Annotated in this window: 11 protein-coding genes; 3 read left to right on the forward strand and 8 right to left on the reverse strand. The window is 67.7% G+C overall.

From position 1 onward, the window contains the following. Positions 1-54: 54 nt before the first annotated feature. Complete coding sequence (locus AC6IW9_RS10625) at positions 55-1086, forward strand: alpha/beta hydrolase family protein (RefSeq protein ID WP_497772332.1); 1032 nt, start codon at positions 55-57, stop codon at positions 1084-1086. 111 nt (positions 1087-1197) lie between these two features. On the opposite strand, the gene AC6IW9_RS10630 is transcribed toward AC6IW9_RS10625, so the two are convergent. The 6 genes from AC6IW9_RS10630 to AC6IW9_RS10655 form a co-directional block, all read right to left on the reverse strand. Further along, on the reverse strand, positions 1198-1992 hold the full coding sequence (locus tag AC6IW9_RS10630) for an enoyl-CoA hydratase (RefSeq protein ID WP_497772333.1): 795 nt from the start codon (positions 1990-1992) through the stop codon (positions 1198-1200). 57 nt (positions 1993-2049) lie between these two features. After that, a complete protein-coding gene (locus AC6IW9_RS10635; protein WP_497772334.1) occupies positions 2050-3354 on the reverse strand; it encodes a UDP-glucose dehydrogenase family protein in 1305 nt (434 codons plus the stop codon). Positions 3355-3723: 369 nt separating this feature from the next. Next, positions 3724-4968: a hydroxysqualene dehydroxylase HpnE gene (hpnE, locus tag AC6IW9_RS10640; RefSeq protein WP_497772335.1), complete on the reverse strand. Its 1245-nt coding sequence runs from the start codon at positions 4966-4968 to the stop codon at positions 3724-3726. After that, complete coding sequence (hpnD, locus tag AC6IW9_RS10645) at positions 4965-5843, reverse strand: presqualene diphosphate synthase HpnD (protein ID WP_497772336.1); 879 nt, start codon at positions 5841-5843, stop codon at positions 4965-4967. The genes hpnE and hpnD overlap by 4 nt, the downstream gene beginning before the upstream one ends. Further along, positions 5840-6721 (reverse strand): squalene synthase HpnC, encoded by an 882-nt coding sequence (hpnC, locus tag AC6IW9_RS10650; RefSeq protein WP_497772337.1) that lies wholly within the window; start codon positions 6719-6721, stop codon positions 5840-5842. Before hpnC ends, hpnD begins: the two co-directional genes overlap by 4 nt. Positions 6722-6741: 20 nt before the next feature. After that, positions 6742-7893, reverse strand: coding sequence for a glycosyltransferase (locus AC6IW9_RS10655; protein WP_497772338.1), 1152 nt, complete (start codon positions 7891-7893; stop codon positions 6742-6744). Between the two features lie 270 nt (positions 7894-8163). Between AC6IW9_RS10655 and AC6IW9_RS10660 the strand changes: the two genes are divergently transcribed. After that, complete coding sequence (locus AC6IW9_RS10660) at positions 8164-10116, forward strand: potassium transporter Kup (protein WP_497772339.1); 1953 nt, start codon at positions 8164-8166, stop codon at positions 10114-10116. A gap of 132 nt (positions 10117-10248) precedes the next feature. Then, the gene (locus AC6IW9_RS10665; protein WP_497772340.1) at positions 10249-10677 is read left to right on the forward strand and encodes a phasin family protein; all 429 of its coding nucleotides are present in this window, start codon (positions 10249-10251) and stop codon (positions 10675-10677) included. Positions 10678-10737: 60 nt separating this feature from the next. On the opposite strand, the gene AC6IW9_RS10670 is transcribed toward AC6IW9_RS10665, so the two are convergent. Next, positions 10738-11295 (reverse strand): hypothetical protein, encoded by a 558-nt coding sequence (locus tag AC6IW9_RS10670; RefSeq protein ID WP_497772341.1) that lies wholly within the window; start codon positions 11293-11295, stop codon positions 10738-10740. After that, the gene (leuS, locus tag AC6IW9_RS10675; protein ID WP_497772342.1) at positions 11282-13897 is read right to left on the reverse strand and encodes a leucine--tRNA ligase; all 2616 of its coding nucleotides are present in this window, start codon (positions 13895-13897) and stop codon (positions 11282-11284) included. Before leuS ends, AC6IW9_RS10670 begins: the two co-directional genes overlap by 14 nt. Positions 13898-13979 lie beyond the last annotated feature (82 nt).

The raw sequence follows: 13979 nt of genomic DNA on the forward strand, positions 1-13979 counted from the left end.
GCGATGACAGCGCTTACTTTATCGCCTGGAATCTGGAATGAAGCCGCCGATCGCATGAAAGCCGAAGCTGACACGATGCTGGCGAAAGGCAACCGTGCCGGCGCTCGCGAACTCTATCTTCGGGCAAGCGCCTTCTACGGCGCATCCTATCATCCGCTCTATGGCGCTCCTGTCGATCCGCGTCTCCTCGCGGCAGGTTGCGGCTCTCGACCGCGGCCTTTGTCTCAACGACCGACCCTTGATCCGATCAGCATTCCCTTCGGCGAAACGCCGCTGCCAGCTTATCTCCTACCGGCGCAGGGCTTCGAGGAGGACGTGCGACCGCTCGTCATTTTCAACAACGGTTATGATGGGACAATGACGGATATGTATTTCGGATCGGCGGTGGCCGCGACAAGGCGCGGCTATCACGCCCTTCTGTTTGACGGGCCAGGCCAAGGAGCAATGCTTTACCAACACGGCGTTCCGCTGCGGCATGACTGGGAAGTGGTAATTAAGGCGGTGGTCGATTTCGCGACGACTTTGCCACTGGTCGATCGGGCGCGTATCGCGCTCACCGGCTGGAGCCTTGGCGGGCATCTGGCGCCACGTGGAGCGTCTGGCGAACCCCGGATTGCGGCTCTTATAGCCGATCCGGGCACTTGGAACATCGCCAACGGCTTTCGCAGTGTGTTCGCCCGGATCTTTGGCCTTCCTCCGGAAGCCGCGAAGGATCTCGGCGTACTCGATCAGGCGGTGATCGACCGAGCGGATGCGTTCATCCGTGGTAATCGCCAGATGTATTGGAAGGTCGTTCAGCGCGGCTTCTGGACACACGGGGTCGCCGATCTGCGCGCCTACCTCGCCTCGGTCGAGTTGTTCACCATGGAAGGTCGTGCCGAACTCATTCGGTGTCCGACGCTGATAACACAGGCCGAGAACGATACGCTCGCCAGGGATGCGGGCATGTTTTTCAACTCGTTACGCTGCCCGAAGACCCTCCTGCGTTTCACCGCGGCGGAAGGCGCGGGAAATCATTGCGAAATGCAGAACCGCTCGCTTCTCAATCGAAGAGCGCTGGATTGGCTCGACGAACAGATGCGTTGAGTGCGCTGGCGCTTCCCAGATCATTGCGACAACAGGTCGTCCGCGACGACTTGCAGCGTCTGCTTTGCGTCATGAGCGGACTTTTCCAACCGCCGAAAGCTCGGGCTCGCTCTATCGCCCGCGAAACCGCGGCTCGCGCTTCTCGAGAAAGGCGGTGCGGCCTTCTACGTAATCCGCGCTGTCGAAGCAGGCGGCGGCGAGCTGTTCGCACGCCTCGGCGGAGAGCGCGTGCGGCAGGGCGGCGGCGCGGCGGATCGCCGCCTTGGCGGCGCGCAGGGTCAGCGGCGCATTGGCGGCGATTCCGGCGGCGATCGTGTCGATCGCGGCGTCGAAGCCCTCCTTCGGCGACACGCGCGAGACGAAGCCGGCGGCGCGCGCCTCCTCGGCGTCGATGCGCTGGGCGGTGAAGAACAGATCCATGGCGGTCTGCGCGCCGACCGCCGCCACTACATAGCGCATGGCTTCGGGCGGATAGCCGACGCCGAGCCGGCCGGCGGGAATGCCGAACACCGCGCCCTCGGCGGCGATGCGCAGGTCGCAGGCGGCCGCGAGCCCCATGCCGCCGCCCATGCAGAAGCCGGAAATGGCGGCGACGACCGGCTTGCCCAGTTGCGACAGCGCGTCGAAGGCCTCGACATTGGCCGCTTCATAGGCGCGTCCGCCTTCGGCGGTGGCGCGAACGGTCGAAAATTCGGAAATATCGGCGCCCGAGCAGAAGGGGAGGGACGGCGCGCCGGAGAGCACGACGACGCGCGCCGATTCGTCGGCGTCGAGCGCAGCGAGAATGTCGGGCAGCGCCCGCCACATCGAAAAATCGAAAGCGTTGCGCCGCTCGGCGTTGTCGATGAGGATGCGCGCGACGCCGCCCGCATGGGCGACGCGCAATTTCGAGCAAGCCTGCGTCATCTGCGGCTCGGGCCTCCTGCGGCGGCGGGCTCGGCGGCCCGCCGCTCCGGCGAGACGTCAGGCGCGCCCGACGCTCACATAAGTGAGGCCGTGCTTGCGCACCTCGTCGACGCCATAGATGTTGCGCAGATCGACGATGATCGGCGTCTTGAGCAGGCTCTTCACCTTCTCGAGATCGAGCGCGCGGAACGCGTCCCATTCGGTGACGATCACCAGCGCGTCGGCGCCTTCGATCGGCGCATAGGCGTCCTCGTGAAAGACGACCTCGGGCATCAGCGGGCGCGCCTGGCTCGTCGCCTCGGGATCATAGGCGTGCACCTTGGCCCCGTCGCCGACGAGCGAGGCGACGATGGCGAGCGAGGGCGCGTCGCGCATGTCGTCGGTGTTGGGCTTGAAGGCGAGGCCGAGCAGCGCGATCTTCTTGCCGCGCACCGAGCCGTCGAGCGCGGCGATCACCTTGCGCGCCATGGCGCGCTTGCGCGCGTCATTGACCGCGACCACCGTCTCGACGATGCGCAGCGGCGCGCTGTAGTCCTGGCCGGTCTTCAGCAGGGCGAGCGTGTCCTTCGGGAAGCAGGAGCCGCCATAGCCCGGCCCCGCATGCAGGAACTTGGCTCCGATGCGGCCGTCGAGGCCGATGCCGCGGGCGACGTCCTGCACATTCGCGCCGACTTTCTCGCAGAGGTCGGCGACCTCGTTGATGAAGGTGATCTTCGTCGCGAGGAAGGCGTTGGCCGCATATTTGATGAGCTCGGAGGTGCGTCGGCTCACGAAGACGAGCGGCGGCGCGTTGAGGCTCAGCGGGCGATAGATCTCCGCCATCACCGCCTTGGCGCGCTCGTCCTCGACGCCGAGGACGACGCGGTCGGGGCGCTTGAAGTCCTCGATCGCCGCGCCCTCGCGCAGGAACTCCGGATTGGAGACGACGGAGAAATCCGCCTTCGGATTGACCTCGCGGATGATGCGCTCGACCTCGTCGCCCGTGCCGACCGGCACGGTGGACTTGTCGACGATGACGGTGAAGCCGTCGAGCGCCTTGCCGATCGTCTCGGCCGCCGCATAGACATAGGAGAGGTCCGCATGGCCGTCGCCGCGCCGCGACGGCGTGCCGACCGCGATGAACACGGCGTCCGCGCTCTTGACGGCCGGCGCGAGATCCGTTGTGAAGAACAGCCGCTTCTGGCGAACATTGGAGGCGACGAGGTCGTCGAGGCCCGGCTCGTAGATCGGAATCTCGCCGCGCAGCAGGCGCTCGATCTTCGACGCGTCGCTGTCTACGCAGGTCACGACATGACCGAAATCGGCGAAACAGGCTCCCGACACCAAGCCGACATAGCCCGAGCCGATCATCGTGATGTTCATCGCAGCGCGCTCCTCCTCCGAGCTTCAAGAAATGCCGGGGCGTCGATCCACGAGCATCGACCTATTTTTCCGAGACGTCGCTCTCGAATTTCCGCCACGCGGCGCACCAATAAATATGAATCGCGGCCTTGGCAAGCTCTGGTCCGAACCGGGAACAGGCGCGTCGCCGCCCGGTCTCCATGGCTTCGGATCGCGGGCTATTCTATGACATTTCGATGTTCGACGGTCCCCCTTCACGCTGGCGACGACGAATTCATGTTTTTCCACTATCGCGCCGCGCGCCGATCGCATTTCCACTGCAGAGCGTCGGTCTCGCATCGGGATCGGCTGGGCGCGCGCCGCTGGACCGCGAACCCTCGGGCTCGCTCGTCACATTCGCGCGGCGAGCGCCGCGGCGCGGTCGCCGGAGCGGATCGCGCCTTCGATCGTCGCCGGAAGGCCGGTCGCCGTCCAGTCGCCGGCGAGAAACAGGTTGCGCCAGCGCGTCACGGAATCTGGACGGCGCCGCTGCTGCGCCGGCGTCGCGGCGAAGGTCGCGCGCTTCTCCTTCACGATCTGCCAGGGCGGAAGCTCGCCCGGCAGCCCTGTCGCGGCGGCGACCTCGGCCCAGATGCGCTCCGCGAGGCGCTCGCGCGGCTCGTCCATCAGCCGGTCGGCGCCGCTGATCGTCACCGACAGTCGATCCTCGAAGGCGAACAGCCATTCGGTCAGGGAGCCGATCATGCCGAGGAGCGGCGGTCGGCTTTTCGGCGGCGCGATCTTGAAATGCGCGTTGACGATGCCGCGGAACTCGTCCGGCGCGACGAGATCGGGAATGAGCTCCTGCGCCGTCCAGGGGGGGACGGCGAGCGCGACGGCGTCCTCGTCCCCGAGCGCGACGCGCTCTTCGCCGAAATCGAGCGCGACGGCGCGGCTGTCGGAGAATTCGATCGCGCGCAGCCGCGCGCCATAGCGCGGCGTCACGCCGGCCGCCGCGAGAACCGCCAGCGCCGGATCGATGAAGGCCGCGCCGAGTCCGTGACGGGCGATCAGCGGACGGCAGGCGGCGCCGCCGGCGCCGAGCGTCTCGCGCAGCACGGCGCCGGCGAGCTCGGCGGAGGCTTCGCGCGGCTCCGTGTTGAGCGCCGACAGCAGAACGGGTCCCCACAGCCGCTCATAGAGCGCGCCGGAGCAATCCATCGTCTCGCCGATCGTCGCGCCGCTCTTTGCGCGCAGCAGAGCGAGCGCGTCGAGATAATCGCCCGGCGAAGAGCCGGGGACGCGGCGGCTCGCGACGAATATCCACCAGGGCAGGCGCGAGGCGTTGGGCCTGAGGCGCCAGCGCTCGCCGCTGCGCGTATCGAGAAAATCGAAGACGCACTCCTTCGGGCCGACGAGCTCGCCCGCGGCGCCGATGCGCCGCGCGTAATCGAGCGCCGCGCCATTGCCCGACAGCAGCAGATGATTGCCATTGTCGATGACGATATCGAGGCTCGGATCGTGATAGGAGCGGCAGCGCCCGCCTGCGATTCGCGCGGCCTCGTAGAGCGCGACGCGTCGCCCCTCGCCGGAAAGGCGCAGGGCGCAGGCGAGCCCGGCGAGGCCCGCGCCGACGATATGAACGGCGCCCGTCACGTCAGCGCATGTTTGATGAGCGCCAGCAGCACCTTGGCGCGCGAGGCGGAGACCGGCGCGCGAGGCGGCGCGAAACCGCGCGCGACGAGACGGTCCAGAATGGAGCGATAGGCGGTCGCCATCAGATAGGGCGCCTTCACCGCGCGCGGCGGCGAGACGCGCATGATGAGCTCGGATTCCGCATAATGTTTTCGCGCGCGCTCGGCCACCGCGGCGCAGGCCTCGGGAAGGCCGGGATGGGCGAGCGCGGCGCCGGGCGAGAAATCCGTGACGCCCGCCGCCTCCAGCGCCTCGCGCGGCAGATAGAGCCGGCCTCTCGACTCGTCCTCGTCGAGATCGCGCAGGATGTTGGTGAGCTGCAGCGCGCGGCCCATGTGAAAAGCGAGCAGCCGCGCCTTGGTCGGCAGCCCGCCGGCCGCTCCGCATTCGGCCTCTTCGGCGAGGCCGAAGACGCGCACCGAGAGCCGCCCCACGGCGCTGGCGACGCGGTCGCAATAGAGGTCGAGCCGTTCCCATTCCGGCGCGCGGATGTCCTCGACGACGTCCATCGCCATGCCGTCGATCACCGCCTCGAAATCGGCGCGGTCGAGCGCAAAGCGCCGCACCGGCGCGGCGAGATCGGCGCAACGCTTGTGCGTGCGGCCGGCGTAGAGCTCGTCGAGATCGCGGCGCCAATCGTCGAGCGCAGCGAGGCGAGTCTCGCGGTCGCCCTCCTCGTCGGCGATATCGTCCACGGCGCGGCAGAAGCCGTAGATCGCATACATCGCGTCGCGCCGCTCGGGCTCGAGCACGCGCATGGCGAGATAGAAGGAGCTCTTGGCGGCGACGGGCTTCGCCGCGCCGTCGGCGAGCAGGCTCAGGCTGTCGACGCTCATGCGGATTCGCCCGCCAGCGCGCGGGAACGCGGCCGCGTCAGCCGCCGCAGCAGAACCGCGCCCGCGCCCGCGAGCGCCGTGGCGATGAATCGGCTCTTGCCGGCGTGGACTTTTTCGCTCAGCGGATCGGCGATCAGCAGGCGCCGCGTCAGCGTTTCGGCCAGGCGCTGGATCGCGCCCACCTCCATGGCGAGGCGAATGTCGGCGATGCGCTCGGCGAAGGGCGCGCTTTGCTCGAGCAGCTCGCCGGTGCGCCGCGCGAGCGCGCGCAGCGCGGCGGCGAGCTGCGGCGGCGCGGCTGTCTCGGCGAGCATCTCGACGCGCGCGCCATGAGCGGCGAGCGCGTCCTGCGGCAGATAGACACGGTCCAGCGATCGAAAATCCTTCGCGCAGTCCTGCAGATGATTGATGATCTGCAGCGCCGCGCAGAGCGCGTCATTGGCGGCCCAGGTCGCGGCGCGGTCCTCGCCGTGAACGTCGAGCACGAAGCGGCCGACCGGCATGGCCGAATAGCGGCAGTAGTCGATCAGATCGTCGAAATCGCGATAGCGCGTCTGCGTGACGTCGCGGCGGAAGGCCGTGAGGAGATCCTGCGCATGGCGCGGCTCCAGGCCGCGCTCGGCGAGCGCCGCGCGCAGCCGCCCGGCGACGGCGATCGACTCGCCGCCCGAAAGGAGCGCCGCCTCCATCCGGTCGAGCATGGCGAGCTTCTCCGCGGCGGAGAGCGTCGCGTGGTCGGCGATGTCGTCCGCCGCGCGCACGAAATCATAAAAGGCGAGGATCGGCGCGCGATGGCGCGGGGCGATGAATGTCGAGGCGACGGGAAAATTCTCGTCCTTGTGGCCCTTGCCCGATCCGGCGGCGGCGATGTCGCTCATCTAAAGCTCGTCCTCGCTCGTCACGGCGCCTGATAGCGCCCTTTCCAGGCGCCGCCCCGTCCGCGGCCGTGTCGCCAAGCCGACAGCAATGTGAACCACGTATAGCAGGCGGCGACCAGGGGCAAGGCGAAGGCGCCGATCCGGCTGAGGCCATAGAAGCGCAGGGTCGGCATATAGGCCTGGGCCATCAGCAGATAAGCGACGAGGGCCGGAAAGGCGGAGGCTTCGGCGCCGGAAAAGGCGATGACGGGCGGGGCGAGATAGACGAGTCCCATGCCGGCGACCGCGAGCGCGAGGCGCCAGGGCGAATAGCGCAGCTGCGCATAGGCCGAGCGCGTCACCATCCGCTCGATGTCGAGGTAATTGGCGTAGGGGCGCAGGCTCCAGGCGTCGTCGGTGAGGCCGAGCCAGATCGGCCCTTCCCTCTTCAGCAGCTCGCCGAGCGCGCAATCATCGATCAGCGCGCCGCGGATCTGGGCGAGGCCGCCGGCCCGCTCCAGCGCGTCCGGCCGCACCAGCATCACGCCGCCGGCCGCCGCGGCGACGCGGCTCTCCGGGTCGTTGACGCGGGAGAAGGGGTAGAGCTTCTGGAAAAAGAAGATGAAGGCAGGGACGAACCAGCGCTCGGCGAGGCTTTCGCAGCGCAGCTTGACCATGAGCGAGGCGAGCACGGTCCCGCGCGCTTCGGCCCCCGCGACGAGCCGCTCGAGCAGGTTCGGCCCGAAGCCGATGTCGGCGTCACAGAAGAGCACATAGTCCGGCCGCTGCGGCAGCGACATGACATGGCGGAAGCCCCGGTTCATCGCCGCGAGCTTGCCGGTCCAGCCCCGCTCGGTCCGGCCCTGCAGGACGGTGAGACGGTCCGGTGCGCCCTCCCGCTCCGACGTCGCGCGCGCGACGTCGGCGGTGCCGTCCGAACTCTCGTCGTCGACCAGAACCACGTGGAGCCGGCCGCTGAAGTGCTGGCCCAGCAGCGACCTCAGCGAGGCGGCGATCACCTCGGCCTCGTCGCGCGCCGGGACGACGGCGACGACGCGGGTCCTCGCCGGCGCGCGGGCGCCGGGCGGGGCGAAGCGCCTGTCGTGCTCGGCGAGTCTCCAGAAGGAGCCGTGACCGACGAGGAGATAGAGCCAGATAAAGAGGCCAGCGCCGGCGAGGAGTGTGACGATCATCTCTCGAGAGCGTTCGAGTCCCGGCCATCGCCTGCCGCGGCGAGGCCGAACACCAAGGCCACGCCTTAGCATCGGACGGCCGCGCTGGCCAGAGGGCGCGCGCGACCGCCACAAAATCGAATTTGGCCAGAAACTTCCGACGGCCGCTTCTCATCGCGTCGCGGCTGGCGTATATCGCCGCGCCGGATCGTCGTGGGCGGAGCCGGGATCGCCGGCCGTCCAGAGGAGCGGCGATCGCGCCGGGCGTCCCCAATTCTCAGGGCCTTCTTCATGGATCCCAAGACTGCGCAGGACCCGGCGAGCCCCTCGCCGCGACGCGACGGCGCCGGCGCGGCGCCCACGGGCGGCGAGGCCGCGCCGGCGGAGCCCCGCCGTTCCGGCCTGTTGTCGCTCGTCATCGGCTCGATCGGCGTCGTCTATGGCGACATCGGCACGAGCCCGCTCTACGCGCTGCGCGAGTCGCTCGCGCACGCCGAGGCGGCCGGCCTCGGCGAGGAGGCGATCATCGGCGCGATCTCTCTGTTGATCTTCGCGCTGCTGTTCACCGTCACGCTGAAATATGTGTTCTTCCTGCTGCATGCGGACAACCGCGGCGAGGGCGGCATCCTGTCGCTGATGGCGCTCGCGCAGAACGCGCTCGGCCGGCGCGCCCGGTCCGTCTTTCTGATCGGCATCGCCGGCGCCGCTCTGTTCTCGGGCGAAGCGATCATCACGCCGGCGATCTCCGTGCTGTCGGCGGTCGAGGGCCTTTCGATCGTCGATCCGAAATTCGGCGAATTCGTCTTCCCCATCTCGATCGCCATTCTCGTGACCCTGTTCTGGGTGCAGAGCCACGGCACGGCGCGCGTCGCCGCCCTGTTCGGGCCGATCATGGCGATCTTCTTCGTCACCATGGCCGTGCTCGGCGCGACGCATATCGCCGACGCGCCGCATGTGCTGCGCGCCTTCGACCCGCGCCGCGGCATCTCCTTCCTGCTCGGCCACGGCTGGGTCGGCTTCTCGGTGCTCGGCTCGATCTTCCTCGTCGTCACCGGCGTCGAGGCGCTCTACGCCGACATGGGCCATTTCGGCCGGCGGCCGATCCAGATCGCGTGGGTCGTCTTCGTGCTGCCGTCGCTGCTGCTCAACTATCTCGGCCAGGGGGCGCTGGTTCTGAACACCCGCGGAGCGGTCGAAAATCCCTTCTTCCTGATGGCGCCCGAATGGGCGACGCTGCCGCTCGTCCTTCTCTCGACCATGGCGACGGTGATCGCGAGCCAGGCGGTCATCACCGGCGCCTTCTCTCTGGTGCGTCAGGGCATTCAGCTCGGGCTTCTGCCGCGTCTCGACATCCGCCACACCTCCGAGACGCAGGAGGGCCAGATCTACATCGGCCGCGTCAACGGGCTGCTGCTCGTCGGCGTTCTGATCCTCGTCATGGCCTTCCGCTCCTCGAGCGCGCTCGCCTCCGCCTATGGCATAGCGGTCACCTGCACCATGGTGGCGACCGCGTCACTGGCCTTCGTCGTCGTCTGGCGCAAATGGCGGTGGCCTTTGTGGGCCGCGGCCCTCGTCATCGGCGCTTTTCTCACCGTCGATTTGACCTTCCTCGCCGCCAATCTGATGAAGGTCGTCGACGGCGGCTGGGTTCCTCTGACGCTCGGCGGCTGCGTCATGATCGTGATGTGGACCTGGGTGCGCGGCACGGCCCTCCTCTCGGAGAAGACCCATCGCGACTCCATCCCGATTCTCGAGCTCATCGCCATGCTGGACAAGTCGAAGCCGACGCGCGTGCCCGGCACGGCGATCTTCCTGACCAGCGACCCGGAGGTCGCGCCCACCGCGCTGATGCATAATCTCAAGCACAACAAGGTGCTGCATGAGCGCGTGCTGGTCATCTGCGTCATCACCGAGGACACGCCGCGCGTCGCCGCGGAGAAGCGCTTCGAGATCGAGAGGCTCTCGCACGACTTCACCCGCGCGACGCTGCATTACGGCTATATGGAGAGCCCGCGCGTGCCGGCGGCGCTCGCCGCCATGCGCAAGGCGGGCGTCAAATACGACATCATGACGACCTCTTTCTTCCTCGGCCGGCGCTCGATCAAGGAGAGCCCCAGTTCGGAGATGCCGCCTTGGCAGGACAAGCTCTATGTGGCGTTGACGCGGCAGTCGGCCAACGCCACCGACTTCTTCTCCATTCCGACCGACCGTGTCGTCGAGCTCGGCGCTCAGGTCACGATCTGAACGAGGCCGCGGCGACGTCCGCGTCTACGTGGTTTCCCCGATTTGCCATCATCGGGATCCTTCCCGAAAATCGCCGGGCGGGGAAAGTCGCGCGCGCGACGTCGGCCGCGCCGCCGACGGGGAGGATGTCCAATGGCCAATCTGAACTTCGACGATTTTCGCGAGCTCGGAAAATTTCAGCTCGACGCCTTCAATTCGGCGACGAGCACGACGACCAGGGGACTGAAGGCGATCGCCGCCGAGGCGACCGACTATTCCAAGCAGTCGCTCGACAATAGCCGCGCCTATTTCGAGAAGCTGCTGCGCGTGCAGAAGATCGACGACGTCATTCAGCTGCAGTCCGAATTCTGCCGCGCGGCCTATGGCGACTTCTTCGCGCGCGCATCGCGGGTCGGGGAGCTCTGCTCCAATCTCGCCAAGGAGGCCTTCGTCTCTGCGCAGACGACGAGCGAGAACGCCACCAAGGCGGCGACCGAGGCGACGGGCAAGGCGCTCTCGGGGATTTCGGAGCAGACCGAGCAATATGTGTCCAAGGCGCAGCAAGCGGCCAATCAGCGCTGAGCGCGCGCGAGGCCATGCTGGGAGGTTCCGTGGCGCGGCGCTGCCGCACGAGGGGAGATCCTACTTCGCCAGCACGGTCGCGATGCGGGTGCGGATCTGATCCGCGATCACTTTCGCGTCTCTGATTTCACTGTCGCGCGCGGCGCGGACATTGGCGAGACGATTGCTGAAGCGGTCGTAGCTCGCGACGCCGAAGGCCACGCCCTCGGTGATCGTCGTCTCGTCGGCGATCGAGATCAATTTATAGGCGGCGTCGACGATGACGGACGCCGAAGTGGCGCGGCCGGTGACGGTGTCGAGGATCGGCGTCTGCACGCGCTCTTTCAGCTCGACGAGCAGCCGATAGCGCGGCGGAACCTGCGAGCCCGTGCCGTTGAAGGCGAAGATGAGCTCGTTGCGCACATAATGGCCGGCGCGCTCCGGAATGGGCGCGACCTCGACCGCCTGCAGCTCCGCCGCGAGCGGCGCGCCCGAGCCGATCGGACCATAGAGCGGCCGCACGCCGTTGCAGGCGGAAAGGGAGAGCGCCGCGACGAGGACGACGCAGCGGCAGAAGGCGGCCGCGTTTCGCTCGACCGACCGCCGACCGCGGACCGCCGATCCATCATACGACCACATTGACGATCCTCTTGGGCACGAGGATGAATTTCTTGAGCGCCTTGCCGTCCATGGCGCGCTGGACTCCCTCCTGTTTCAGCGCCTCCTCGCGGATGACCGCCTCGGCGGCGTCATGGGCGACGGTGATCTCCGCGCGCTTCTTGCCGTTGACCTGCACCGGCAGCACGATCGTCTCCTGCGCGACGAGCGCCGCGTCCGCGGTCGGCCAGGGCGTCTCGACGATCGGCTCGGTATGGCCGAGATCGCGCCAGCATTCCTCCGCCACATGCGGCGTCATCGGCGCGATGAGCAGAACGAGCGTCTGCGCCGCTTCGCGGAATGCGAAAGCGAGATCGGCGTCGACCGGCGTCGCCTCGATCTTATCGAGCGCGGATGTCAGCTCATTGGCGAATTCGCGGATGCGTGCGATCGCCGTGTTGAAGCGCAGGCGCTCGATATTGTCGCCGACCGCGGCGATGGCGCGATGCGTCGCCTTGCGAACGTCCAGCGCCGCCGCGCCGAATTCCGCCGGCGCCGCCGCGTCGAGAGGCGCCGCCACATTGGCGAGCTCGCCCGTGAGGCGCCAGACGCGCTGCACGAAGCGAAAGGCGCCCTGGACGCCCTCCTCGGTCCACACGACGTCGCGATCGGGCGGCGAATCGGAGAGCACGAAGAGGCGCGCCGTATCTGCGCCATAGCTCGCGATGATGTCGTCCGGGTCGACCGTATTGCGCTTCGACTTCGACATCTTTTCGATCGGGCCGATCTCGACCTCTTCGCCGGTTTCGACGAGAAAGGCGCGCCGTCCCTTCTCGCTCGCCTCGAAGCGCAGCTCGCCGGGCGCGATCCATTTGCCCGAGGCGGCGCGATAGGTCTCATGCACGACCATGCCCTGAGTGAAGAGTCCGGCGAAAGGCTCGGCCACGCCGCCATGTCCGGAGTCGCGCATAGCGCGCGAGAAGAAGCGCGAATAGAGCAGGTGCAGAATGGCGTGCTCGATGCCGCCGATATATTGATCGACCGGCAGCCAGCGCGCGAGCTGTTCGGGATCGGCGGGCGCCGACTCGTTGTGCGGATCGGTGAAGCGCGCGTAATACCAGGACGAATCGACGAAGGTGTCCATCGTGTCGGTCTCGCGCCGCGCCGCCGCGCCGCACTTCGGACAGGCGACATGTTTCCATGTCGGATGATGGTCGAGCGGATTGCCGGGCTTGTCGAAGCTCACATCCTCCGGCAGCTTCACGGGGAGGTCCGCCTCGGGCACGGGCACGACGCCGCAATCGGGGCAATGGACGATCGGTATCGGACAGCCCCAATAGCGCTGCCGCGAAACGCCCCAGTCGCGCAGCTTGTAATTGATCTTGCGCTCGCCCTGCGGACGGTCGTGCAGCTGCGCCGCCTCGAGCCGCTTCGCCGCTTCTTCTTTCGCTTCCGCGACGGTCAGCCCATCCAGGAAGCTGGAGTTGACGAGCCGCCCCTCGCCGTCGAAGGCCGTCTCGCCGATGACGAGGCTCGCAGGATCGACGCCCTCGGGGCAGACGACCGGCGTCGCGCCGAGGCCATAGCGTAGCGCGAAGTCCAGATCGCGCTGGTCGTGCGCCGGGCAGCCGAAGATCGCGCCCGTGCCGTAGTCCATCAGGATGAAGTTCGCGACATAGACCGGCAGCGTCCATTGCGGATCGAAGGGATGCACGACGCGCAGCCTCGTGTCGTAACCTTTCTTGTCGGCGGTCTCGATCGCCGCGACGGACGTGCCGATGTGGCGGCACTCTTCGGCGAAGGCGGCGAGCGCCGGATCGCTCTCCGCCGCCTTGCGGGCGAGCGGATGGTCGGGCGCGAGCGCCACGAATTTCGCGCCGAACAGAGTGTCCGGCCGCGTGGTGAACACCTCGACCTCGCCCTGCGGATCGCCGGCGAGGGCGAAGCGGACCAGCAGGCCCTCGGAGCGGCCGATCCAATTGCGCTGCATCAGCCGCACCTTGTCCGGCCAGCGGTCGAGCGTGTCGAGCGAGGCGAGCAGATCGTCGGCATATGCGCCGATGCGCAGGAACCATTGAGTCAGCTCGCGCTGCTCCACGAGCGCGCCCGAGCGCCAGCCGCGCCCGTCGACCACCTGCTCATTGGCGAGCACGGTGTGGTCCACCGGGTCCCAATTCACTTTGGACTGCTTGCGGTCGACGAGCCCATTCGCGAGGAAATCGAGGAACAGCTTCTGCTGATGCCTGTAATAGGCCGGATCGCAAGTGGCGATCTCGCGCGACCAATCGAGCGAGAGGCCCATGGATTTCAATTGCGCCCGCATGGTCGCGATATTGGCGTAGGTCCAGGCGGCGGGATGCGAGCCGCTCTGCTGGGCGGCGTTCTCGGCGGGCAGGCCGAAAGCGTCCCAGCCCATCGGATGCAGAACGTCGAAGCCCTTGGCGCGCTTGTAGCGGGCGATCACGTCGCCCATCGAATAATTGCGCACATGGCCGACATGGATGCGCCCGGACGGATAGGGGAACATCTCGAGCACGTAATATTTGGGCTTTTGCGGATCGCCGCAGGCGAAGGCCCGACGCTCCTCCCAAATCTCGCGCCATTTGGGCTCGGCCGCGGCGAAATCGTAGCGTTCAGGTCTCATGGGCGGAAGGCGGGTCCTGCTCGAAAATCGGAGTTTCGCCTGTAATGCAGGGCGTCGCCCCGCTTGTCAAAGCGAGACCGCG

The sequence above is a fragment of the Methylosinus sp. shoA genome, assembly GCF_059718125.1.